Genomic DNA, 23,353 nt, shown 5'->3' with positions numbered 1-23,353 from the left:
GTCGGTTCCCTGAAAAATCGTACTGGCAGCCATATTGATTGCTGAAACGAGTGATTGGCGGCTTGCAAAGAAGCACAGGATAGCGGAAAAGCAAAAAGCTGTATATCTAGCCATGTTTATCAAGAGCAAGGTGGTAAAGGGCTACCCCATCAATGAGACTTAGAGGGGCGCCTTTACTTACTCGCTTACTCCTTTTCCACCGCCCAAAACGCCTCAATCAACCCACGGCTAGAGGCATCCATCCGCGATAGATCTCCCTCATGGTCGATAATCTTTTGGGTATCAGTGGCAATCTGTTTGCCTAGCTCAACGCCCCACTGATCGAACGGGTTGATATCCCAAATCACCGCCTGAACAAAGACTTTGTGCTCGTAAAGGGCGATAAGCGAACCCAGGGTCGCTGGGGTGAGCTGGTCAAGCAGCACCGTCGTCGAGGGCTGGTTACCACGATAACGCTTGTGCTCTGGCCGTGGGCCGTCGTCTTCCAAGGCGTCATCACCAAGCATTAATACGCGGGACTGCGCAAAACAGTTGGCCAGTGCCAGGCGATGCTGGGTTTTAAGGTGGCGGCGGGTATCCGGGTCTTCCACCTCATCGTAGCGCTTGAGCGGCGCGATAAAATCACATACCACCGGTTGAGTACCCTGATGCAATAGCTGATAAAACGCGTGCTGGGCGTTGGGGCCCAACTGACCCCAGAGCACAGGACAAGTGGAGTAGTTAATCGGCTGGCCTTGACGGGTAACCGACTTGCCGTTGGACTCCATCTCAAGCTGTTCAAGATAGGCGGCGAAATACTCCAAGCGCCCATCGTAGGGCAGAATGGAGTGCGCACGGATATCCAGGAAGTTGACATTCCAGATTCCCGCTAACGCCAGCAGCACGGGCAGGTTCTCCGCCATTTCTGCCTCAGCAAAATGGCGATCCATGGCGTGCGCACCGGCTAAAAACTCGCGGAAATTCGCCATCCCAACCACCAGCGCAATGGGTAAACCAATGGTGCCCCATAGCGAATAGCGCCCGCCTACCCACTCCCAGAAGGTTAATTGATGATCGTCAGCAATGCCCCACTCGGTCATTTTCTCAGGGCTCGCCGAAACACCAATAAAGTGCTGACGCACCACCAGCTCAGCGCTAATCGGCGTCGCACCATGCTGGGTCAAGCGACTAAGCAACCACTCCCGAGCGGTGTTAGCGTTGGAGAGCGTATCAATGGTGGTGAACGACTTGGATGACAACACAAAGATAGTGGTTTCAGGATTCAACCGGCTCAGATAGTCCGCTAACTGGGAGCCATCCATGGTGGAAGCAAAATGCACCTCAACCGGATGAATATCTTTGGGCCGAAAATCTGCCAACGCATGGGTAACCATTAACGGGCCCAGATCTGAACCGCCTACGCCCAGGTTAACCACATGCCGAATCGGCTTGCCGGTGGCACCACGCCACTGCCCTGCGTGCAGCCGACTGACCAAGCGCTCCATTTGGGCAAGGCTTTCGTGCACGGCAGCGACGATATCTTCCCCCTCAACCTCAAGCGTCGCATCGGCGGGTAAACGCAGCGCCGTATGTAACGCCGGGCGGTTTTCGCTGACGTTCACTCGCTTACCGCTCAACAGCGCCTCAATGGCAGAGGGTACGCCCGCTTCACTGGCCAGCGTAAACAGATGCTCGAGCGTATCATCATCCCAGCGCTGCTTGGAAAGATCCAGCGTCAAGCCCGCCACCTGGCGAGTAAAGCTTTCCCAGCGGGAAGGCTCGGTGCCAAACAGCGTTTTCAAGTGGACATGCTGCAGCGTTTCAGCGTGATGCTTTAACGTCTGCCATGCCGGTAACGTATCGGGTGTAGCGCTTGATGCTGAGGCCATTTAGCTTCTCCAGTGGCGTCGATCCTTGCAGCGGGGTTCATTAAACAGGTTAATAACCTTAAACAGGGCTGTTCTATGTGAGTCTGTGCTAGACAGGCCTGTTCTAGTCAATTAAGGGCGCGTAAACTAGCACGCCTTTTCCATGATCCCGGCTTGCCCATGAGTGATGCATCTTACCGTGACGCTATCTTTTCGACACCCCTTGACCGAGTCGCGCGGTTCTCTTTCGACGAAAAGGTGGTCGCCTGCTTTCCTGACATGATCCGCCGATCGGTACCCGGCTACGGGCAAATTCTTGGCATGTTGAGCTTAATTGCCCAGCGCCACCTGCGCCATGGCGCCCATGTCTATGATCTAGGCTGTTCGCTGGCGCTTCCGGCCTTGCGCTGGCAGGGGCGCTGGCGCCTGACGCCTTTCGCTATACGGGCGTTGACCTATCGCCCGCCATGGTCGCCCAGGCTCGGCAAACCTTTGCTGACGAGTGCCCAGCGTACGCTATGCAGGTCGAAGAAGCCGACATTCGTACCCTCGAGTATGCATCTTCGGGCATGATCATTCTCAATTTTACCCTACAGTTTCTACCCGCCGCCGACCGCGATGCACTACTGGCGCGGCTTTATGCAGCGCTGGAACCCGGCGGCGTGCTGATTCTCTCGGAGAAAACCGTCGACGCCGACGAGCGCGACAACGCCTGGCGGGTAGAACGCTACCACGATTTCAAGCGCGCCAATGGCTACAGTGATCTGGAAATCAGCCAGAAGCGCACCGCTCTTGAGAACGTACTGGTGCCGGATACCCTCGATGCACTTCATGGTCGTTTGAAACAAGCAGGTTTTCCACGTTCGATGACCTGGTTCCAGTACCTTAACTTTGCCTCGCTGATTGCGTTTAAGGAGGGTTAAAGGTGGCGCCACTACCCGACGATCATCGCGCAATTTATCAGGCGTTTTTAGATCAAGCTACGCTTGATGCCTCACTAACGCCCTGGTTAGCGAAGCTTCCCGAGCAGTTAGCTCACGGGCTTGACCGTAACCGCCACGGCGATTTATCCGCCTGGGAAAAAGCCGTGGCCAAGCTTCCGGTGCTGCCCGCCGAGCGGCGCGTGGATTTAAACAGCGACACCGTCAGCGTTGATCTCGATCTTAGCGATAGCCAGCAGCGCCAATGCTTTAACCTGCTTAGAAAGCTTGCCCCATGGCGTAAAGGCCCTTTTCAGCTAGGCGGCATTTATATCGACACCGAGTGGCGCTCTGACTGGAAGTGGCAAAGAGTGGCGCCACACCTGGCACCGCTAAAATATCGCAAAGTGCTCGATGTGGGTGGCGGCAGCGGTTACCACGCTTGGCGGATGGCCGGGGCAGGTGCTGCTTTTGTGCTAATCATCGACCCTTCGCCACGTTTCTACTGGCAGTTTCAGGCAGTACGCCACTTTGTGGGTGATGCGGATGGCGGCAAAACGCAGTTTTTACCCGTGGGCATTGAAGATGTGCCTGAGAATCTGGGCTTTTTCGATACGGTATTTTCCATGGGCGTGCTCTACCATCGCCCTGCCCCATTGGAACATCTTCAGCAGCTAAAAGCCGCGTTGGCGCCGGGCGGCGAGCTGGTACTGGAAACATTGGTAGTCGAAGGCGACGAGCAGACCGTATTTGTGCCCGGCGAACGTTACGCCGCCATGCCCAACGTCTACTTCCTACCCTCTTCTCAAGCTCTCTGCCACTGGCTGGAGCGCTGCGGCTTTACCAATGTGCGCGTGGTCGATGAAGCGGTTACCACGTTAGATGAGCAACGCTCAACCGAGTGGATGACCTACCAATCGTTGGCTGATTTTCTCGACCCCAACGACCGCACCCGCACCATTGAAGGCTACCCTGCGCCCAGAAGGGCAGTAATTCTGGCTAATAAACCGGGTTAGGCATTGCATGCTTTCAAGCTTAGCGCCCACCGCGGCGCAGTTTTAGAACGCCGACAAATCAGACAACTATTGATCAGATCACAACCTTCACCATTAGCTGTCTGCTCGGTTATTGCTCGCCCCCTGAAGACTAAAGCGCGCTAGCCAGGCTTGGTACTCAGCCTCATCAAAGCGTTTTTCGTGCCGCGCATTGCCAAAGAGCTGGGGATGAATGCCTTGATGGTCTTTGATACGAGCGGGTTCGATAATTTCCGCCACACGGCGGTAGTCGGCTAAGGCGGCATTGACCTCGGGATTTTCGTTGTCACCCAGCTGCGGCATGGCGCCTGCGCGCAGAAGCGCACCACCGTTATACTCCAGCACCGGCAGCTCACCCATTTGTTCTTTGACTTGTCCTAGACCACCTAAACGTTCTAACCAAGCGTCAGAAAGAATCGTCAGCCAATCAACACCTTTAGGGCCACGGTGTAGGTTTAAAGAATGAGTGGTGAAGTCATTAATTTGCAAACCGTGAAAACGCTGTCCAAATTTATATTCGAGAATAACGGCTTCATCGCTATCTTCATGACCATAAGATTGCCCCAACCAGAAGCCCGAATAGCCATGTTCAGGCTTAAGCTTCTCACACCAGCGCTGTAAGAGTGCGGGTAACTTCTGCTCACGTTCAATAAAGAAATCGATTGGGAACTGACAATATAAAGAGCTGACCTCTCCTCGCTCATCATGTGCAGGATGTTTACCCAATACAACAAAAGCATGGTTATCGGCATCGCTACGGCGCTGACCACCATGGTAAACAAACTCCCACTCGCCGGGGCCATAGCTGGGCAACCAGTCGAAGGGAGTGATATAGCTATCAAACCCCTTGAGCTTTTTCCAGCAGCCGGTGGTGGGGTTAGTCGTCCAAGTAAGCTCGCTGCCCACTAGGTCGCGGTAGTCGGCAAGAATATCCAGTACCGCCTGGCGCTTTTCGTCCTGTTGGGAGCCGGTAAAAAACAGCGCCACGCCCAAACAGATTTTAAACAGCACGCCGTTATCGGTTTCTACCGTGAGTAATTGATCAAGCGGGGCGATAGCGGATCAAGTGTAGGCATCCCAGCCATAAGGGCTCCTTTTGGTGCTTGGCTGATATATCCGTCAGGCGCCGTCTGGATGCCAGGTGATGCGGGTCACGGTCGACTGTAGCTCGACCTTGGCATTCAGATCCCCGGCACGAAAGCGCAGCCGCCAAGGGTCACCACGTTCGATCACTTCCAGCGTGTGGAGATACGGAATCAGCTTGTTCTGCGCGGTAGAAGGCGCGACCAAGGGCCAGCGTTCGCCTTCACGGATACGCACGTCGATATCGCCTTCTACCTCAAACACCATGGTGCCCGGCCCCCAAAACAGGGTGATATCGGACTGTATCGACCAGTCGCCATCGCTGCACACCACGCGGATTGCCTGTTCATCGACGTCTACACGTTCCAGCTCAATATCAGGAAACAGCTGCCCTGGGATCCACTCCAGATCGAACACTTCACCACTAGCTGGCTCGCTCATTGCTCACCTCCTTGAGGGCTAAAGCGTGCTAGCCAGGCTTGGTATTCAGCCTCATCAAAGCGCTTTTCGTGCCGCGCATTGCCAAAGAGCTGGGGATGAATGCCTTGATGGTCTTTGATACGAACGGGTTCAATAATTTCCGCCACACGGCGATAGTCGGCCAAGGCGGCATTGACCTCGGGCTTTCGTTATCGCCCAGCTGCGGCATGGCGCCTGCGCGCAAAATCGCACCGCCGCTATACTCCAGCACCGGCAGCTCACCCATTTGTTCTTTGACTTGTTCTAGATCACCTAAACGTTCTAACCAAGCGTCAGAAAGAATCGTCAGCCAATCAACACCTTTAGGGCCACGGTGTAGGTTTAAAGAATGAGTCGTGAACTTATTAATTTGCATCCCAGGAAAGCGCTGGCCAAATTTGTACTCAAGAATTACCGCCTCATCACTTTTTTCGTAACCATAAGAGCGACCTAACCAAAAGCCTGAATAGCCATGCTCGGGTTTAAGCTTCTCGCACCAGCGTTGTACTAGCGCAGGTAGTTTCTGCTCACGCTCGATAAAAAAATCAACTGGGAACTGACAATATAAATAACTTACCTCTCCTCGCTCATCGGAGCTTGGTCTATTGCCAAGAACAACCATCCCATGTTCGTTCGCATCGCTGCGCCGCTGGCCACCGTGATAAACAAACTCCCACTCTCCGGGCCATAGGTAGGCAGCCAGTCCAAGGGAGTGATATAGCTATCAAACCCCTTAAGCTTTTTCCAGCGGCCGGTAGTGGGGTTAGTCGTCCAGGTAAGTTGATCGCCCACTAGATCACGGTAGTCGGCAAGAATATCCAGTACCGCCTGGCGTTTTTCATCCTGTTGGGAGCCGGTAAAAAACAGCGCCACGCCCAGGCAGATTTTAAACAGGACGCCGTTATCGGTTTCTACTGTGAGCAGTTGATCTAGATCCTGTGGTGTATCCATTTATTTCTCCTTAATGGTTACAAGAAACATACCGAAAACATGCCGTCCAAGGTAATGAGTACGTCATTTTGGGTAAATTTGACGGGGATTTATAACGCGCCCAGTTATGTTCCACCAATAAGAGCAGCACCGGCAGCAAGTACCCGAAGCGAAAATTGTCCGGCGACTCGTGCCACACCTATAACGGTTTTGTCCCAATCAATCCCCTTTTCTTCCAGGCGATCCCGGTAGGTCTCCGTGGCGGGCTGGATCACAGGCGCATACTTGGTCTGCTGCGGCCCATCACATTTGCACCGCTCGGGGGTGAGTAGATGCAATTTCTCCTCTCCTCCGGCGATCTCCTCATAAGCCCTTTCTTGCCCATCACCCCAATCATCTGGTGGAAACTTGACCTCAATCACACCTAACATATTGTCTTGAGTGGGTTTGCCGTTGGGATCGCGCAGCACGACCGCATCGGGTATGCGCATATCGCCACGGGTATAGCCTTCTTCGCGATTTTTTGCCGTTTCTGTTAATAATATCCCTCGTGCCCTATCACGCTTAATTTTTCTAATACGGTTAATGGCATGGCCAAAGCTAGGAATCGCGTCGGCCGTTTCCTGGCCTTCATCGTCTTTCACAAGCAACGGTGAAGGTGGCGAATCTCCCATATAGTAGGGCACCTGCACGCGTATGCCCGTATCGCAGTTCTCATTGAGTTGTTGTAGCCCTCTATCTACACAGCTCTGTTTAAGGTTGATGCCACTCCGCCCACGATTGGGCACAACTTCACAGGTGCATACAAAACTGCAAACGATCGCCAAGCGGCTTTCGATATCATCGTCCATCGGGCATGCCTGCGCACTTGTCCCGCTCATGATGTGGTTCCCTCCCTTTCTAACGTTGACATTTGCGGCCCGTCAGGCAGCCATTGGGTATCGTGGTGGGCGCGGTCAGGCAGTTGGCCGTAGGCATAGGTTTGCCACTGGATTAGCGTCGTCTCGAGGCCATGGGTGGCGACTACCTTTTTAAAATCGTCCCGCTGTTCCAGATGTGAACAACTGGTAAATACCAGTAGGCAGAAGTGCTCGGCCATATCGATACTGGGCAACTCTCCTTGATTGAGTGCGGTCAAGCGGTCGATGACCTCGCCAAGGCGCGCGTCAATCGTTGACGTTTCAAGGTGCATCAACCACGACCAGGCGGCTAGCAACAAGCGTTGACGCGCCTCGGCGATTAATTCCTTACGCAGCAGCGGGCGTAGCAGGTGTAGATGACGCTGGGTAATACGCCACCAGGGGGCTGCGGGTAGTGGCTGGCTTAACGCGTCCTCTTGCTGCTCTTTACCTTTACGCGCACTACGCTCACGCTGGATAACCACGCCTTTTGGGGTTAGGCAGTGCACCGCTGTACAAGGGCCAAACCATTGGCTGCGCTCCTGTTCGCCAAACGCATCTAGGAAATACGGCAGTACTTCAGGGTCATAAAGCGCCAGAGCACTTCGTTGCCTTGGTCATTCAAGATCGTTAGCCAATGCTGAAAATGGCTGGCCAGTTGCTGAGATGAGGCACGACTTTCGAGCAGAACGCCCCAGCGCAGGTTGGGCCGCTGGGTAGTCACCCAGCGTAAAAAAGGGTCATCGGTTGAGGTGCGCGCGACGATAGGAGAAACCGCCGACAAATGCGCAAAGGGGGTGCCGGTATAGAGCAGCTCGCCATCGGCGCTATAGGCCGAACGCCGATACCACTGCTCGCGGACTTCTGGTTGGGCGGCATCTAGCACAAGATGCGTGCATGACGGCAACGCTCTACTCATGAGGACGCCCCCTGTGAGCTTTTCAGGGTATCGGCACAGATATCGCAAAGAGCCTTGCCGCTGCTGGCAGCCTTTTTCAGCGCTATCGCTTGCCCTTCGGTTTCTGCGAAAGCGATGGGCTGACGTTTTATCGGTGGTATGCGCTGATGCTGCTCGCTACTCGCTTTCCCCGGCAGGCGTGGGCCTTCGGCCGCCTGCCCGGTGCCATTACCAGGGCTGCCTCCTGCATTGATCTTGACCTGGGGGCCAACGATGGTAATGCCGCTGGGGTCGAGCTTGATAAAGCTGCCGCCTACCTTGAGGGTGATTTCGCTACCGGCTTCGAGTACCGCTTTTTGGCCCGACTTGATATGCAGTTCCCGCCACTTTCGCTTAGCCAGGCCTGCCCGGCACGCATATGCATAGTGCCTTCAACATTTAAATGTTGGGCGCCTTCGGTGTGCTCAAACGGTGGCGATGCACCGTGTGGTGCTCGTCGTTGTCGATCTCGCTGATACGGTCATTGTGCACTTTGAGATGGCTATCGCGTTTGATCTCCTCGGTGCGGTCATTAAGCGTCAGCAGCTCAGATCTTTTTGGGCGTGAAACCAGATCTGCTCTTCGCCGGTGGCGTCCTCAAAGCGCAGTTCGTTAAAGCCTTCCGACTTATGGCTCTGGGTGCGGATCACCGTGCGGGTCTTGTTGGCCGGCAGCGGGTAGGGCGGGTGTATTCACCGCGTGGTAGGTGCGCCGGTGACCAGCGGTTGATCGGGGTCGCCCTCTAAAAACGAGACAATGACCTCATGGCCGACGGGGATCCATGCTGCCGTAGCCACCGCCTGCCCAGCCCTGGCCACCCGCACCCAGCAACTGGCAGTCTCGTTGGGCTCGGCATAACGATCCCAGGGGAACTGCACCTTGACCCGCCATGTTCGTCGCAGTAGATCTCTTCGCCTTCCGGGCCGACCACAAAGGCCACCTGGGGGCCATCGACCCGCGGCTTGGGGTTGGGCACCGGGCGGAAGGTCTGATCCCGGGCATGATCACCACGTCGTTGTGGTAGCGGGTCATCAGCTCGCCTGCTTGCGCGCGCTGGCTCCATTACCGCCCCGGGCCATACCGTCCTCTTCCAACGCCTGGGGCTGCTCGCCGTGGTGCACCACTGAGACCACCTGCCAGGCACGGTTAAGGCTATCGATATCGTGGTCGGTGAGGGTAAAGCAGATGCCGGGGCGAGCTCGGGCAGGTCACTCTCGGCTCGGCGGTGGTGGCGTCGGCGCGCAGGGATTCTAAGCGGTGGCGGGTAAACGGCTTGCCGGAAGCGTCCTTCTTATAGCGGCCGGGGTAGTCGAAGTGCTCGTAATCCTCCCGCTGGGCGTTGCTCGCCCAATCCGGCGCGAGGTGCTCGTGGATCTGCGCGTAGGGCGGGTTTTAAAGGTGTAGTCCTTGAGCATCGCCGAGGCGGGGCGCACGCGGTTGGCCTGACGCAATTTACGCAGGTGGCGTCGGGGCGGGGTGCCCCGGCGCGGCCGTGGTAGGTGCGCTCGCCCACGCTGGGCAGCACCACGGTGGCATCGGCAAACACCACTGGTGTTTGCCGCCCTCGGTGTTCTCAAACTCATGGAAATAGAAGCAGCCCTCTTCGGCGGCTAAACGCTCGATAAAGGCCAGATCGGTCTCGCGGTACTGAACCAGAAACTCCCGATCAAGGGGCGTGCGGGTGGTGGCAAAGCCGATATCGGTGAGGCTGCGCTCGTTAGCGAGGGTGGTGATGGCATCAAGGGACGTATCCTGAAAGATACGCGATTATGGCGCAGCGATAACCGCCACAACGCCGGACGAATCTCACCACGTAGAAGCTGCGCGGTGTCCCGATCGCCGCGGTGCAGCTCTGAAATCATCCCATGCACGCGGCGCAGCGGCTCGCCGTCCTGCCAAATGGTCAGGTGGCGTTTTGATCCAAACAGTCGCTGGGCGACAGGTCGTGGGTGCGGCTGGCAAACTCAACCGAGAGCGCAAACGGCTCCGACAGCGCCTCGCGATGGGTAAAGCGCACCACGGCGGTGTCATCGGCCCCGGGTAGGGTCAGGGTAAACTGTAGGCCCGTTTTATCCGCCATCGCACCGCTCCTTGGATCATTACCCGTAAATGAGAAACGATCAGGATAGCGAGCGGGGGCCAGAGAGCAAGGCTCGGAGGGCAAGTGACAGGGATCTCTTACACGCTTGTAAGAGATGGCTTACAAAATTTTAATCCATGGCTTACAAAAACCTCAGTAACCCCTCTCTTAACGTATTAAGAACCAGTTTTGCAGGAGTCAGCAGAGCATAAATATTCTATACAGGCTTAGCGCCGCAAAATCACCAGCCAGCGCCCCAGGTTCATAACACTGGCCAGCGAGGCGGCCACGTAGGTAAACGCGCAGGCGGTGAGTACGTGCCGGGCACCGGGCATATCGTAAGGCGGGACGTACTCTTTCAAGAGCGGCAGCGCCCGGTTAAAGCTGGCATCAAACTCAACTGGCAGGGTCACAAAATGCACCAGCGCCGCGGTGCCAAAGCTGATCACCGCCATGGCAATTACAATGGCTAAACCACCCGGCAGACGCGTCAATAAAAACAGAAAAGGTGCAGCCATCATCAGTACAGCGCCGAGTTTCTCAGCTTTTTGGGCAACGCCGACTAAGCGGCTACGCGCCAGTAGCGGCGCGTAACCCTGGTGATGCTGAATGGCGTGCCCTACTTCATGGGCAGCCACCGTGACGGCCGTTAGCGAACGCCCATCGTAGTTATCCGGTGAAAGACGTACGCAGCGGGTTTCTGGGTCATAATGGTCACCATACTCAGTGCGCTCAACGCTTGCGCCCTCAATCCCCAGTCGGCGCAGCAAATGATCGGCAAGCTCTGCACCCGTGCCCGGGTAATCGTCACGGCCGCGGGTATGGCGTTTAAGTACCCACTTGGCCCAAACATTGGGGAGCACAAATACTGCCAGCGCAAAAATGATCAGCACAACAACCATGGCAGCCCCTATCTACAAATAACCGTCGTTAAACACACTTCTTCGTAGCGTACTTTTACCATGGGGACTGACTTGGCAACAGCGTTATGCGGGATCGTTGCGGTGCTCCTCAACTTCGCGCTGTACTGCCGCTAAGCCGTGGGCAGAGATATCGCCCTGGGCGTGGGCGTGTTCGGCAATCAGCACGCTATCTGCGGCGAGCACTAAATCACACTGGGTGCCGGCCAACTCATCCCGCAACCGCTGGATCGCCTGCTCGCGCCTGGGGTTTTTATCCACTTGACGAATATAAATCGCTTTAATCCGATCTGGGTAGGCTTTCACTATCTCGGTATACACTTCTGGATCGTGTTGACCGCTATCGCCAATGAGAATACACGGCATATCATTATAAAGCGTCAACATACGGTCGATCAGTTCGCGCTTATGCTCTTCTGCACGGCGCGGCCAAGGCTTGCGCAAAGAGATGCCCCATTCGCGTAAAAAGATAATCGGCCCAACGGGGATGCGGTTGATCTGAAAAAAGGTTTCGAGCATTTCGTATATCGCCCAAGGGCCACGGGATACATACAAAATGGGCCGCTCAGCGCGTTCACTAACGCCACGATGTAAAGCTTGATAAAGCGGCGCAACACCGGGGAAAGCGGTGCGGCGATGAGGTTTTTTAACAAATAAGCGATAAAGCATTTTGAGCTTTTCCGCCACCCCGGTAAACATAACGGTATCATCAATATCACTGATGATCAGCAAATCCGCCTCTGACGGAGGTACATAAACTTCTACGTGAGTACGTACCGGCGTCTGCCCCGAGCAATGCACTAAAATATCGGCGCGGTGCCAGGAGACATCAATGGGCAGGGTGTGACTAATCGGTAAGTGGACGTCGAAATAGCCATCTCGATCCGTGCCGACGCAGAGCTTATTTTCGCCGATGTGAATTTCTACCTGCGCATCGGCCAGCCCCCGGCGTAAAACGCGCCGTGCCACGTCCGCAGTATCGCGTAGCATGCCATGGCGAGGAATGGCTCGACCTAGTGCGGCTTGGCGAAACACCCGGCCCATGACAAAAACTTCACGTTGGGAACCATAGCCGCGGTAAGGATGAACCACCATTCCGCCGCGGCTACTGTCTCCTTTGATAGGTTTGGCAATAACGTGGACAAGCCTTTTGATAAAGCTTGTCCACTGACGCAATACGCTCATCAAGCGTGTTGACCGGAGTGACGCCCTTCCTGCAGCTCTTCGAGTAACTTGGCGTTAAAGGCATCCAAGTCCTTCGGCGTACGGCTGGTCACAAGACCGCTGTCCACAACAACTGGCTCATCGACCCACTCAACGCCGGCATTGCGTAAATCTTGCGCGACGCTGTGTACCGAGGTCATGCGGCGGCCTTCAACCACGCCCGCATTAATTAAAATCCACGGCGCATGGCAAATAGCAGCAACAGGCTTACCTGCCTGGAAAAACCCTCTTACGAAACTCAACGCATCGTCGTTGATGCGCAGTTCATCGGGGTTGAATAAACCACCCGGCAGTACCAAGGCGTGGTAGTCAGACTCACTGGCATCAGCAAGGGCTTTATCGGCTTCATAGGTGTCGCCCCAGTCGGTTTCCGCCCAAGCGCGGACTCCTTTACCGTCGGGGGTGACCACATGAACCTCAACACCCTCTTTCTGTAAGGCGGCGCGCGGTACGCTCAGCTCAGACTCTTCAAAACCAGCTGCGGCTAAAATAGCAACACGCTTACCGTTTAGTGCTTGTTTCATCATGCTCTCCTTTTCGTGATGATTTGCGTTAGTAACGCCCCACTAGTGTGGCGTATATTGAATCAGGGTCAAGCTCTCCTACTGACGCCGCAGGTTAGCGAATAGCGCGCTAGGCGTTATGCACAATCCTTCCTAGTTCAGCAATATCATAACCTCCTAACTGTGTTGCCCTCTCGGCAAAACGCGCTTGATGAGCAAACGCCAACAGGCGCTGTATTGAAGGTTCGAATAACTGCGCCGCTGCATAATTAAATCAAACGGCTCATCGCAAAGTGTAACGAAGCCAAGGTGCTGGCGATGGGCGGCGGCTTCAACCCCCAGCCCAACATCTGCCTCACCCTGCCCAATGCTAAGCGCCAAATCATCTTCACTTAAGGAGGCATGGGGCGCCCAGTTGATCGCCGAGCTTTCAATGCCTGCTTGTTGTAGCAAACAGTGCAGCAACCGTGCTGCTCCAGCGTCGGGCTGGCGATGCGCCACGCGGATCCCGGGCCGTTTTAAATCATTTAGCCCAGAGATGCTCATCGGGTTGCCAGCGGGTAAAAGCAGCCCTTGGCGGCGCTTTGCCCAGTGCACTATCAACAGATCACGCATGCCGCTTAAGCCGAGCGCGTGGGTTCGTTATAGCGCTGAGTAGAAGCATCCAGCAGATGAATGCCCGCCAACATCGCCTTGCCGTCAAGCAACCGCCGCACGCCGTCGCCACTGCCTTGGCAGAGCATCGCCAAATCAGAGCCGCTTTCCCGAATAGCCCACTCCAACAGTGGATCCTGGCTACCGGCTGCTACTAGCGGCACTGATAAACGCTGCGCCTGATCGCCTTCTAAATGGTTCAGCACCCATAAATCGATCTGTTGGCGGGGAAACAGCAACTTTCCCGTTACCCGACTACAGGGAATCTGGCCTTGGCGCACCAAGTCATACACCTTGCGCTCTTTTAAACGCAAATAGTCAGCGACTTCTGCGGTGGTCAGGTAAGTATGTGGTTCAGACATCGCAAGGTAGCCTCGCTGGGTAAAATGCAAACCTCTTTTGTATTTTAACTGCATATGACTGCATAAATTTCAGGACGCAGTGCATTAAGTCATTTTTCGATACATCATGCCAATTCTCAGATAACAGTTTTCCTACAACAGCTCTTCATACAAAAGTGAAACCGACGCTCAATGCTCACCAGTGATAATGCTTTTAGTACTGCTCTCACCCTGATCCTGAGTATGGATAGCGCGCTAATCTCCATCGTGATGCTCTCGCTGCAGGTATCGCTGATGGCGGTATTGATTGCCAGCCTGATAGCCCTGCCCTTAGGCGCTGCTCTGGCGCTATGGCGCTTTCCTGGACGTAACGTCGTGATTGTCGCCCTCAATGCCTTGATGGGCTTACCGCCAGTCGTGGCAGGGCTTTGTGTCTACCTACTGCTTTCGCGCGCAGGCCCACTGGGTGAATGGGGGCTGCTGTTTACGCCAACAGCGATGGTGATAGCCCAAGTGATTCTGGTACTACCCATTATTGCCGCCCTCACCCGCCAGCAGGTTGAAGCGCTTCACGGAGAGTATGCCGAGCAGTTGAACTCACTGGGGCTAACGCGCCTACGCATGATCCCCACCCTGCTATGGGACGCACGCTTTGGGCTGTTAACGGTGATCCTGGCAGGCTTTGGCCGCGCCAGCGCCGAAGTGGGCGCAGTGATGATTGTGGGCGGGAACATCGACGGCGTCACCCGCGTGATGACCACCAGCATTGTGTTGGAAACCAGCAAGGGCAACCTGCCTATGGCCCTTGGCTTAGGGATCATTCTGCTCGCCCTGGTCACCATGATTAACGCGATTGCCCACATAATCGGCGAAACGGCGAAAAGGCGGCTGGGATGAACGCACATCATACGCCCCCGTCGCCACCCTTGAGCTCGACAGCGTGAGCTTTATCCATCGCGGCCATACCCTGCTTAGTCCCACATCGATGCGCCTTGCAGGCTGCCAGCGAACGCTAATAATGGGGCCGAACGGTGCGGGCAAAAGCCTATTAATGCGTCTAGCTCACGGCCTACTAACGCCCTCCAGCGGTTCGGTTCGCTGGCAAGGGGTTCAGCCCGCGCAAGCCATGGTTTTCCAACGCCCTGTGCTGTTACGCCGCTCAGCGCTGGATAACCTGACCTATGTGCTAGCCATTAACAAAGCGGCGCGACCAGAACTGAAAGCGTTACCTCGAAAAACCCAGGCGATGAGTGCCCTTGAGAAGTTTGGCTTAGCACACCTAGCCAAACGGCCTGCGCGGGTGCTTTCCGGTGGCGAGCAGCAGCGTTTAGCGTTGGCACGGGCCTGGCTGCTCAATCCCCAAGTTCTGTTTTTAGACGAACCCACCTCGGCGCTCGACCCCGCCGCCATCAAGGCCGTTGAAGATGCCGTACTGGAGTTTCATCACAGCGGTACACGTATCGTTATGACCACTCACGACTTGCACCAGGCACATCGCTTAGCCAATGACGTGGTGTTTTTGCACAACGGCGAACTACTTGAACACACCCTGCCCGCGACTTTTTTACCGCCCCCACCTCACCTGAGGCGGGGGCGTTTATTCGCGGCGAGTTGGTCTGGTAGCTCCAATATGAGTGAGCCCTAGGATTGAAGTAAAACGATTTATGAAAAGCGATCAAGGAGCAAAAATGAACAAAACTACCGCACTTATCACCGCTGGCACCCTAGGGCTGACCTTCAGCGCTACGCTGATGGCGGCCGATGACTACATTACCCTGGCCTCCACGACCTCTACCGAAAACTCTGGCCTGTTTGACGCCATCATCCCCGCATTCAGCGAAGAGACCGGGATTGATGTGCACGTGGTCGCCGTGGGCACCGGCCAGGCATTTGAAATTGGTCGCCGTGGCGATGCGGATAGCCTGCTGGTTCACGACACCGCAGGTGAAGAAAAGTTTGTGGCCGATGGCTACGCCACAGAACGCTTGAATGTAATGTACAACGATTTCGTGATTGTTGGCCCGAGCGATGACCCTGCAGGCATTAGTGATAGCGAAACCGTTACAGATGCCATGCAGCGCATTGCCGAGAGCGAGTCCCCCTTCGCCTCACGCGGGGACGATAGCGGCACGAACCGCGCGGAATTGCGCTTATGGGAAGATGCTGGGGTCACGCCACAGGGCGAGTGGTACCGCGAGCTGGGCAGCGGCATGGGCCCTACGTTGAATACCGCCGCGGGCATGGACGCCTATACGTTTACCGATCGCGCCACCTGGGTCGCCTTTGACAACCCACAAGACCTTACCTTGCTGTTTGAAGGCGATGAAGCGCTATTCAATCAGTATGGCAGCCTATTGCTCTCGGCAGAGCGACACCCGCATTTGAAGCACGACCTCGCCGCCCAGTGGCACGAGTGGCTGGTTTCTGAACAGGGCCAGCAAGCGATTGCGGATTTTGAGGTAGATGGTCAGCAGCTGTTTTTCCCTAATGCTGAGTAAATCTAATCACCTACCGCCATTGCGAGTAGCTTGCGACGAAGCAATCTCATACCGGCGATGGCACTAACTTTGAGATTGCCGCGCTGCGCTCGCAATGACAAAAGCAAGATTGCCGCGTCGCTTCGCTCCTCGCAATGACATAAGGAGAACTCCTCGCACGGATGTGAGGAGGCTCATGACCGGAGCTTATGCCGGTTAGCGGCTGAATAAACCGCTGATATCTTTCGCTTCCCAGTGAGGGAAATGCTTACGCACCAGGGCATTCAAGTCACGCTCAAAGTCGGCCCAATCGGTGGCGTTTGAAGCATTGCCTGGGGCGCTGGCGGTACCGCGGATCATACCGGCGCCTACGGTCACGTTGGTCAGCCGATCAATGATGATAAAGCTACCGGTACCGGGGCTGGTGCGGTAATCATCCACGGGAATAGCAGCTGTCAGTTCCACGTCGCAGCGGGCAATCGCATTTAGCCCCAGCGAGTGAGTGGCATGCTTCTCCAGAGTATTGACGTCGATTTGGTAATCAATCGCACTGATCTGACCGGAAAGATCGCGGGTCGCCAGTTTGAAATCGTAGAGCTTACCTGGCGTTAACGCCTCTTCCTGCATCCAAACAATATCGGCTTTAAAGGTGTTGGAGAGCGGCAGTTCGCTATCCGCTGCCACCAGCCAGTCGCCACGGGAGATATCGATTTCATCTTCCAGAGTCACAGTGATCGCCTGACCTGGATAAGCGGCCGCAAGGTCACCATCAAAAGTGACAATCCGTGCAACCCGCGACGTTTTACCCGATGGAAGTGCCTTAACGGCTTGACCAGGACGTAATACACCCGCGGCTAAGGTGCCGCAGTAACCGCGAAAATCAAGGTTCGGGCGGTTAACGTACTGAACCGGTAAACGCAGATCGCTGAGGTTCTGGTCGCGGGTAATCTCGACACTCTCTAATAGCTCGATCAGTGTTTCCCCCTGGTAAGCATCGCTAAAATACCAGGGCGTTTGTTCGCTGCGATTGACCACGTTGTCGCCATTCAGGGCCGACATCGGTACAAAGCGAATGTCAGGTGCTTGCAGATTGGTGGCAAAGGCTCGGTACTCATCGACTATCTCGTTAAAGCGCTGCTCGGAGAAGTCCACTAGATCCATCTTATTGACCGCAATCACCAGGTGCTGAATACCTAGCAGGTCGGCAATAAAGCTATGGCGGCGAGTCTGGGTCTGCACACCGTAGCGGGCATCGATCAGGATAATCGCCAGGCTGGCGGTTGATGCCCCCGTGGCCATATTGCGGGTGTACTGCTCATGCCCAGGCGTATCGGCGATAATAAACTTGCGCTTATCCGTAGAGAAAAAGCGGTACGCCACATCGATGGTAATGCCCTGCTCACGCTCTGACTGCAGCCCATCCACCAACAGCGCCAGATCAACGGTATCACCAGTAGTACCACTGGTTTTAGAAGCCTGAGTGATCGCCGCCAGTTGATCTTCAAAGATCATTTTCGAGTCGTGAAGCAGACGGCCAATCAGCGTCGATTTGCCGTCGTCTACGCTACCGCAGGTGATAAAACGCAGCAGGTCTTTGTTTTCGTGCTCGTGCAGGTACTGCTCGATATTATCGGCGATTAAATTAGATTGGTGAGACATCAGAAGTACCCCTCGCGCTTTTTCTTCTCCATCGAACCCACCTGATCGCGATCGATGGCGCGGCCACTGCGTTCACTGGTTCGGGTCAGCAGCATCTCTTGAATAATTTCCGGAAGCGTCGCGGCTTCGGATTCCACCGCGCCGGTTAGCGGGTAGCAGCCAAGCGTTCGAAACCGTACCGACTTCATTTCCGGCACTTCGCCAGGTGCTAACGGCATACGGTCGTCATCGACCATAACTTGCATACCGTCGCGCTCGACTATGGGCCGCTTGGCCGAGTAGTAGAGCGGCACGATGGGAATCGACTCTAAGTAGATGTACTGCCAGATATCCAGCTCGGTCCAGTTAGAGAGTGGGAACACGCGGATCGATTCACCTTTATTGACCTTAGCGTTATATACGTTCCAAAGCTCAGGGCGCTGGTTCTTGGGATCCCAACGGTGATACTTATCGCGGAACGAGTAGACGCGCTCTTTGGCACGCGAGGCTTCTTCATCACGACGCGCGCCACCAAAGGCCGCATCAAACCCATACTTATCCAGCGCCTGCTTGAGCGCCTGGGTTTTCATGATATCGGTGTATTTGGCGCTGCCGTGGTCGAACGGGTTGATATTGGCTGCCCGCCCCTCTTCGTTGGTGTGCACGATCAGTTCCATACCCGCCTCTTCAGCCATGCGGTTACGGAACTCGATCATTTCGCGAAACTTCCACGTGGTGTCCACGTGCATCAGCGGGAATGGCGGTGTACCGGGGTAAAAAGCTTTGCGCGCCAAGTGCAGCATTACCGACGAATCTTTACCGATGGAGTACATCATCACCGGGTTGGCGAACTCAGCGGCAACTTCACGGATGATATGGATAGACTCGGCTTCTAATTGCTTGAGGTGGGTCAAGCGCGCGGCATCAGGGGCATTAAAAGCCTCCCCCTGCGTCGCTGAAGATGAAGAACGCGTCTCTGAAGACCGCTCTTTTGACGACAATGTAGACAATTGGGTCATGGCCCCTTACCTCACAAGAACAAGCTCGTCACACAAGCTAAAATCAGCGTACGTTATAGATAAATGTACGTTCGAATGTGAGTAGGGTAACGCCGAGCCGGTAATAACCCAAAAGAATTAATAACTATCTTTTTATTCCTAAAAAACCTATCTAGAAATAAGAGAGCAATTAACGTCTAATCAGTGCGCTCTATCCAGCTCTGCCACTCGCTTCCCTGGGCATCGCTATACGCCAAATCGATAACCCGATAGCCAGGGCGGGAAGCTTCATCAATGGCAAACTGCTCGGCACCGGGCAGAAACTGATCGGCCATCGCCGGGCAGCCATAAACATCAATAGTGGCCTCACCTATGCCTCTACCTGTGCCTAAAATATGATGCTCGGCGTAGGCTTGGTGCGCGTGACCAAACAGGATGATCTTGACGTGCGGGTGTTTACTGAGCAGTTGCCAAAATGCGTCGCGATCTTGTAGGCCAATGGCATCCATCCACACCGCGCCGACGTCCACCGGTGGGTGGTGCATGGCTATCAGCGTGGGCCGGTCATCGTTCTCTAACTGTTCAGCGAGCTTAGCTAGCCGCTCGCTTCCCAGTTCACCGTGGGGTTTGCCCTCCACCTGGGTATTGAGCAACAGGATGCGCCACGAATCCAAGTCCACTTGTTCAACCATCGGCCGCTCGGCCGCCATGAACTCGGGCTGATCGTGATTACCCGGCAGCCAGTACCAGGGGCAAGGCAACTGCTCCAGCGCCTGCACCGCCAAGGCGTAGGAAGCGGCCGATTCATCCTGGCTAATATCACCAGTAAACAGCACGATATCGGGCTTTTCGGCGACAACGGCATTCAACACCTGCTGAAACTGCCACCAGGGTATGCCCGCCCGGGAACGCGCTTCGATATCCGCATAGAGATGGGCGTCGGTAATTTGCACCACACGCATTAGGGCATCTCCGGCACGTCGACCGTGTGACCGTGAGCAAGGCCATGAGCCAGCCACTCGCCCAAGAAGCGGTTGAGTTGAAGCTTCTCATCCGGCTGATGCATCCGGGCATTGGGGTAGCGGTAGCGGCCACTAAAGTGGCGCTCGCGCTGAAAGTCGGTCACTTCCGCCATGCGTACATCGTGATAAAGATGTACGCGCATACGCGGCCCTTCCAAAACGGTATCTAGTGGGCCGGTCTGAGAAACATTCACCATGGTGGTGTAAGGCGCCTGCTCTTGAATATACAGATGCAGATCACCGAAATGCTGTTTATCACCGCGCAAGGCAATATCGCGGCGCTGGCCGGCCTCCATATCGCCCACCAGGCGCACCAAACGTAAATAGTTGGCGCTGCACTCCCCTTGGAGCGATTTTAAATCGGTGACATAGGCCGTTCTCGCCATGTTCACTCCTCGTCGGTTTCGCTTTGCGTCAAAGCGCGCTGCGAGGCAGCACGCAGTGAGGCTCGCTGACTATTCAGCCAATGTAGACCAATTAAACACATGGCGTTGTCGAGTCGCCCCTTCTCTAAGAGCTCCAAGCGTTAGCGAAAGGCATGACGTGAACACGAATATCCTCATGCTCTTCATCTAGGCCATGAATCCCACCTAATCCTTGGGTATCTACCAAACCACAAAATGTCACTTGCTCGCTGCAGCGCCAGGGCTGGGATAATACGTGTGAAGTTTGGTCAGTTGGGCCACTTTACAACCGGCCTCCTCCCACGCCTCGCGACGCGCCACATCTTCCAGCGATTCGTCTTTTTCGACCAAACCGGCCACGAGCTCGAGCTTCCAGGGAGAAGCGGAATCATCAATGGCGCCGGCACGAAACTGCTCAATGAGCACCAATGAGTCGCGCTCGGGGTCGTAGAGCAGCACACCCACTGCATCAAAGCGATTATGCACTTCACGACGCATAGGTTCGCTCCAACCACCTTCAAACAGCCGGTGACGAAGCTCTAAGGCTTCCAGGCGGAAAAACCCCTGGTGTAGCGTCTCCCGCTTAAGCAGCTCAACATCATTGCGCTTTAAGTCTGGAACGCTAAGAGCCGTGTTTTTAAAAGGAGGGCGCTGAAACTTAGGATTCTGAACAGCATCGTGCTTGGAGTTGGACGCCATGAGGCACTCCCGGTGGTGATAATCGATATTATCAATGCTTGCCACCGGGAATGCCAATTCAGCGGGGGATTTACAGCTGCTTAAGCAGCGCTTCGGCATCACGGCGTAGCGCTTCATCGGAGACTTGCCGGTTGTCTCGAGCGGTGCCGTTAACCGCTCGCTGGGCGTGCTCGCGAGCGGCCTGCTCATTGCCCTCTTCTTTCAAAAAGGCAGCGTAGTAGTAGTTCACATCGATGCCGTCTGGGCGGATCTCCAAGGCACGCTGGAACATGCGTTCAGCGGTATCACTATTGCCAAAACCGAGTGGCCGTCCCGGAGCGCGATCGTAAAGCGCACCTAGCGTGACGTAGGCGGAACCATTCAACCCCTGAGGATCTATTTCAATCGCCTTTTCTAACGCGTCACGCGCATCACCTGCGATTCCTAATGCGCCTAAACCACCGCGCTCACGGGCATAAGAAGCCAGAACTATTCCCTGCCAAACAAGTACATCAGCTTCATCGCTGTACTGCTCGGCCAACTGCTCCGCTTCACCTGCCAATGCCTTTAACGTGCTCTCGCGCTCGTTGGCGGGCATCTCAGTCACGGTATGCTCCCACCTGTTTTTAAGCGAAAACAGCTCGCCTTCAAAGGCAGAGGCGGTTAGCGGAGACAGCATCAGCGCGCTGCCAATAGCGGCGGCGATTAATGAGCGCGGTAAAAACATACGTGGAAAAGAGTGAGTTCGCATACATGCTCCTAACATTATTGTTGTCCTACTTAGACCCACCAATGACGGGCCTCTAGCCCAATATAGCAAAAAATGTAACGAACGTTTGAATGATTTACCAGTAGCATGCTGCTTGGTTGCTTCGCGCAATTAACGTAAGGTGGGTAGCTCGAAACACGATGGGGAATAGGTAATGAAAGGCCGCAACATGACCCGCTGGCGCGATCCAGCCAAAGATCCGCGTCAAGCCCCTAAGAGCAATCTGATTACCCCAGAAGGGGCGGCTCGCTTGCGCGCTATCTTGGATCACCTATCGCGGGTTAAACGCCCGGATATTTCAGCAAAAGTCGGCGAAGCAGCCGCCCAGGGACCGCAGTGAAAACGCCGATTACACCTATAACAAGAAAGAGCTGAACCGCGTTATCGCCCGGATTACTTACCTGACGAAACGCTTGGACGAACTGCAAATCGTAGACCGCCTGCCAGCCGATACCAGCAAGGTGTTTTTCGGCGCTTATGTAAGCCTGGAGGATGAAAGTGGCGGTGAGGTGCATCTCAGGATCGTTGGCCACGATGAAATCGACACCAAAAAGCGCTGGATCAGTATCGATGCACCTATGGCTAAAGCACTGCTCGGTAAACAGGTGGGTGATGAAGCAAAAGTGCTCACGCCTAACGGTGATACGTTTTATACCATCACCGCCATTGATTACACTGGCTAATCCCTGCGCCATTAACGCCGCCTAGGGCCTAATCTTGTAAGGAGTAGTCCACCGTGGTGACAACGCGAACACGTTTGGTTTGCGGCGTGTAGCTGTCCAAGTCCTCGATGGAGAAGTAGCCCTGGGTCGCCTGACGAATCTGGCCCACTTGGCTACCGGAATCTTCGGCAAACTGCTGTGCGGCGTTACGCGCATCCGCAGTGGCCGCCGCAATCATTTCAGGCTTGATCGCATCAAGTCCGGTAAATAGAAACTCCGTGCGGTATTCGTAGCTAGGCGAGAGCAGTACGCCCTCTCGAACCAGTGAAGTCGCATTGGGGATTGCCTCGATCACGCCCTCAACATCGGGGGAGCGCAGTAGCAGTGTTGCTTCGGCGCGATAGCGCTCATCCGGGCGCTGACCACCGTACTGATTGCTATATTGGTCGGTAATCCGCGGCGGAGTGGAGCTAACATGCTCTGATGCAAACCCCTGGGCCTCCAGAAAATCGCGAATTGCCTGCTCGTCACTGGACAACTGCTGCTCAAGGTCACTCAAGCTATTAGCGCTGACACTGTAATTGAACGGCCACAGCACCAAATCTGCCGGCACTTCTCGCTCGGCTAAGCCACGCACCGTGACGCTACGCGACGACTGCTGCCACACTTCTGCGGCGCCCTTGATATAACTACCGCTCCATACCAGCCCTAGCGCCAGCAGCCCGCCCAGCAGAACGGCACTTCCCAGTACCGCCGTATTTCGAATATTTCCCGCCATTGCTGCCACTCCTATTCACTACCGTTAAATTAACGACTACTTATTTGCATCATAGTCCTTAACGATAGACCTTACCGGTAAATTCGTCGGCGGCTG

The 23,353-nt window shown here is 55.2% G+C and carries 29 protein-coding genes and 3 pseudogenes; 7 read left to right on the top strand and 25 right to left on the bottom strand.

Translation table 11 applies throughout. From position 1 onward, the window contains the following. Positions 1-185: 185 nt before the first annotated feature. Positions 186-1,868: a glucose-6-phosphate isomerase gene (pgi, locus tag FDY98_RS08725; RefSeq protein ID WP_027959039.1), complete on the bottom strand. Its 1,683-nt coding sequence runs from the start codon at positions 1,866-1,868 to the stop codon at positions 186-188. Between the two features lie 159 nt (positions 1,869-2,027). Between pgi and cmoA the strand changes: the two are divergent. Beyond that, a pseudogene (gene cmoA, locus FDY98_RS08720) lies at positions 2,028-2,770 on the top strand (carboxy-S-adenosyl-L-methionine synthase CmoA). A 2-nt stretch (positions 2,771-2,772) separates the two neighbouring features. Continuing rightward, complete coding sequence (gene cmoB / locus FDY98_RS08715; RefSeq protein ID WP_027959038.1) at positions 2,773-3,783, top strand: tRNA 5-methoxyuridine(34)/uridine 5-oxyacetic acid(34) synthase CmoB; 1,011 nt, start codon at positions 2,773-2,775, stop codon at positions 3,781-3,783. 93 nt (positions 3,784-3,876) lie between these two features. Here the strand turns inward: cmoB and FDY98_RS08710 are convergent, their stop codons facing one another. The 7 genes from FDY98_RS08710 to FDY98_RS08680 form a co-directional block, all read right to left on the bottom strand. Next, entirely contained in the window at positions 3,877-4,812 is a 936-nt protein-coding gene (locus FDY98_RS08710) for a type VI immunity family protein (protein ID WP_027959037.1), read from the bottom strand. A 108-nt stretch (positions 4,813-4,920) separates the two neighbouring features. Next, on the bottom strand, positions 4,921-5,325 hold the full coding sequence (locus FDY98_RS08705; protein ID WP_027959036.1) for a hypothetical protein: 405 nt from the start codon (positions 5,323-5,325) through the stop codon (positions 4,921-4,923). A 28-nt stretch (positions 5,326-5,353) separates the two neighbouring features. Next, positions 5,354-5,965: a type VI immunity family protein gene (locus tag FDY98_RS08700; protein ID WP_155705792.1), complete on the bottom strand. Its 612-nt coding sequence runs from the start codon at positions 5,963-5,965 to the stop codon at positions 5,354-5,356. Further along, a complete protein-coding gene (locus FDY98_RS08695; protein WP_155705791.1) occupies positions 5,917-6,294 on the bottom strand; it encodes a hypothetical protein in 378 nt (125 codons plus the stop codon). The genes FDY98_RS08700 and FDY98_RS08695 overlap by 49 nt, the downstream gene beginning before the upstream one ends. A 104-nt stretch (positions 6,295-6,398) precedes the next feature. Next, complete coding sequence (locus tag FDY98_RS08690) at positions 6,399-7,124, bottom strand: VRR-NUC domain-containing protein (RefSeq protein WP_027959034.1); 726 nt, start codon at positions 7,122-7,124, stop codon at positions 6,399-6,401. A 26-nt stretch (positions 7,125-7,150) separates the two neighbouring features. Beyond that, positions 7,151-7,681, bottom strand: a complete 531-nt coding sequence (locus FDY98_RS08685; RefSeq protein ID WP_155705790.1) for a hypothetical protein — start codon at positions 7,679-7,681, stop codon at positions 7,151-7,153. 50 nt (positions 7,682-7,731) lie between these two features. After that, entirely contained in the window at positions 7,732-8,091 is a 360-nt protein-coding gene (locus tag FDY98_RS08680) for a DUF4123 domain-containing protein (RefSeq protein ID WP_155705789.1), read from the bottom strand. A gap of 146 nt (positions 8,092-8,237) precedes the next feature. Between FDY98_RS08680 and FDY98_RS27545 the strand changes: the two genes are divergently transcribed. Then, on the top strand, positions 8,238-8,585 hold the full coding sequence (locus tag FDY98_RS27545; RefSeq protein ID WP_340146433.1) for a hypothetical protein: 348 nt from the start codon (positions 8,238-8,240) through the stop codon (positions 8,583-8,585). A 63-nt stretch (positions 8,586-8,648) separates the two neighbouring features. Here FDY98_RS27545 and FDY98_RS29420 read toward each other — a convergent pair whose 3' ends face one another. The 10 genes from FDY98_RS29420 to FDY98_RS27515 form a co-directional block, all read right to left on the bottom strand. Continuing rightward, positions 8,649-8,759, bottom strand: a complete 111-nt coding sequence (locus tag FDY98_RS29420) for a bacteriophage T4 gp5 trimerisation domain-containing protein (RefSeq protein WP_442907903.1) — start codon at positions 8,757-8,759, stop codon at positions 8,649-8,651. A gap of 42 nt (positions 8,760-8,801) precedes the next feature. Beyond that, positions 8,802-8,987 carry a phage baseplate assembly protein V gene (locus FDY98_RS27540; protein ID WP_340146432.1) on the bottom strand — a complete coding sequence of 62 codons (186 nt, stop codon included), beginning with the start codon at positions 8,985-8,987 and terminating at the stop codon, positions 8,802-8,804. Positions 8,988-9,261: 274 nt separating this feature from the next. Continuing rightward, a complete protein-coding gene (locus FDY98_RS27535; RefSeq protein WP_340146870.1) occupies positions 9,262-9,483 on the bottom strand; it encodes a contractile injection system protein, VgrG/Pvc8 family in 222 nt (73 codons plus the stop codon). A 78-nt stretch (positions 9,484-9,561) separates the two neighbouring features. After that, positions 9,562-9,843 (bottom strand): contractile injection system protein, VgrG/Pvc8 family, encoded by a 282-nt coding sequence (locus FDY98_RS27530; RefSeq protein WP_340146869.1) that lies wholly within the window; start codon positions 9,841-9,843, stop codon positions 9,562-9,564. Positions 9,844-10,012: 169 nt separating this feature from the next. Further along, positions 10,013-10,189, bottom strand: a complete 177-nt coding sequence (locus FDY98_RS27525) for a hypothetical protein (protein ID WP_340146431.1) — start codon at positions 10,187-10,189, stop codon at positions 10,013-10,015. A gap of 227 nt (positions 10,190-10,416) precedes the next feature. Continuing rightward, positions 10,417-11,091: a zinc metallopeptidase gene (locus FDY98_RS08670; protein ID WP_009287730.1), complete on the bottom strand. Its 675-nt coding sequence runs from the start codon at positions 11,089-11,091 to the stop codon at positions 10,417-10,419. Positions 11,092-11,175: 84 nt separating this feature from the next. Then, a complete protein-coding gene (locus FDY98_RS08665; protein WP_101148379.1) occupies positions 11,176-12,204 on the bottom strand; it encodes an App1 family protein in 1,029 nt (342 codons plus the stop codon). 89 nt (positions 12,205-12,293) lie between these two features. Next, positions 12,294-12,857, bottom strand: a complete 564-nt coding sequence (locus FDY98_RS08660) for a type 1 glutamine amidotransferase domain-containing protein (RefSeq protein WP_027959031.1) — start codon at positions 12,855-12,857, stop codon at positions 12,294-12,296. Between the two features lie 156 nt (positions 12,858-13,013). After that, positions 13,014-13,451 (bottom strand): substrate-binding domain-containing protein, encoded by a 438-nt coding sequence (locus tag FDY98_RS27520; protein WP_340146430.1) that lies wholly within the window; start codon positions 13,449-13,451, stop codon positions 13,014-13,016. A 5-nt stretch (positions 13,452-13,456) separates the two neighbouring features. Further along, the gene (locus tag FDY98_RS27515) at positions 13,457-13,852 is read right to left on the bottom strand and encodes a helix-turn-helix domain-containing protein (RefSeq protein WP_340146429.1); all 396 of its coding nucleotides are present in this window, start codon (positions 13,850-13,852) and stop codon (positions 13,457-13,459) included. 171 nt (positions 13,853-14,023) lie between these two features. Between FDY98_RS27515 and FDY98_RS08650 the strand changes: the two genes are divergently transcribed. From FDY98_RS08650 to FDY98_RS08640, 3 genes are read left to right on the top strand one after another with little or no spacing between them, the layout of a single operon-like run. Beyond that, a complete protein-coding gene (locus FDY98_RS08650) occupies positions 14,024-14,728 on the top strand; it encodes an ABC transporter permease (protein ID WP_009287726.1) in 705 nt (234 codons plus the stop codon). A 43-nt stretch (positions 14,729-14,771) separates the two neighbouring features. Next, positions 14,772-15,476: an ATP-binding cassette domain-containing protein gene (locus tag FDY98_RS08645; RefSeq protein ID WP_340146428.1), complete on the top strand. Its 705-nt coding sequence runs from the start codon at positions 14,772-14,774 to the stop codon at positions 15,474-15,476. 43 nt (positions 15,477-15,519) lie between these two features. Further along, on the top strand, positions 15,520-16,329 hold the full coding sequence (locus tag FDY98_RS08640; RefSeq protein WP_027959028.1) for a substrate-binding domain-containing protein: 810 nt from the start codon (positions 15,520-15,522) through the stop codon (positions 16,327-16,329). 195 nt (positions 16,330-16,524) lie between these two features. Here FDY98_RS08640 and cysN read toward each other — a convergent pair whose 3' ends face one another. The 6 genes and pseudogenes from cysN to FDY98_RS08610 form a co-directional block, all read right to left on the bottom strand. Next, positions 16,525-17,967, bottom strand: coding sequence for a sulfate adenylyltransferase subunit CysN (cysN, locus tag FDY98_RS08635; protein ID WP_009287724.1), 1,443 nt, complete (start codon positions 17,965-17,967; stop codon positions 16,525-16,527). After that, positions 17,967-18,965 carry a sulfate adenylyltransferase subunit CysD gene (gene cysD, locus FDY98_RS08630; RefSeq protein WP_009287723.1) on the bottom strand — a complete coding sequence of 333 codons (999 nt, stop codon included), beginning with the start codon at positions 18,963-18,965 and terminating at the stop codon, positions 17,967-17,969. Before cysD ends, cysN begins: the two co-directional genes overlap by 1 nt. Before the next feature lie 176 nt (positions 18,966-19,141). Beyond that, entirely contained in the window at positions 19,142-19,906 is a 765-nt protein-coding gene (locus FDY98_RS08625) for a phosphodiesterase (protein ID WP_027959026.1), read from the bottom strand. Further along, positions 19,906-20,352 carry a DUF1249 domain-containing protein gene (locus tag FDY98_RS08620; protein WP_022524019.1) on the bottom strand — a complete coding sequence of 149 codons (447 nt, stop codon included), beginning with the start codon at positions 20,350-20,352 and terminating at the stop codon, positions 19,906-19,908. The genes FDY98_RS08625 and FDY98_RS08620 overlap by 1 nt, the downstream gene beginning before the upstream one ends. A gap of 2 nt (positions 20,353-20,354) precedes the next feature. Further along, a pseudogene (locus FDY98_RS08615) lies at positions 20,355-21,069 on the bottom strand (NUDIX domain-containing protein). Between the two features lie 70 nt (positions 21,070-21,139). Further along, positions 21,140-21,799: a hypothetical protein gene (locus FDY98_RS08610; protein ID WP_027959025.1), complete on the bottom strand. Its 660-nt coding sequence runs from the start codon at positions 21,797-21,799 to the stop codon at positions 21,140-21,142. Positions 21,800-21,971: 172 nt separating this feature from the next. On the opposite strand from FDY98_RS08610, the pseudogene greB reads away from it, so the two are divergent. Continuing rightward, a pseudogene (greB, locus tag FDY98_RS08605) lies at positions 21,972-22,500 on the top strand (transcription elongation factor GreB). A gap of 28 nt (positions 22,501-22,528) precedes the next feature. On the opposite strand, the gene FDY98_RS08600 reads toward greB, so the two are convergent. Further along, positions 22,529-23,257 carry an SIMPL domain-containing protein gene (locus FDY98_RS08600; RefSeq protein WP_022524022.1) on the bottom strand — a complete coding sequence of 243 codons (729 nt, stop codon included), beginning with the start codon at positions 23,255-23,257 and terminating at the stop codon, positions 22,529-22,531. Between the last annotated feature and the right edge of the window lie 96 nt (positions 23,258-23,353).

Origin of the sequence: Halomonas sp. PA16-9 (assembly GCF_009728585.1) — a bacterium.
In the GTDB taxonomy this organism is placed as follows: domain Bacteria; phylum Pseudomonadota; class Gammaproteobacteria; order Pseudomonadales; family Halomonadaceae; genus Vreelandella; species Vreelandella titanicae.
This window is presented reverse-complemented; position numbering and strand designations above follow the sequence as displayed.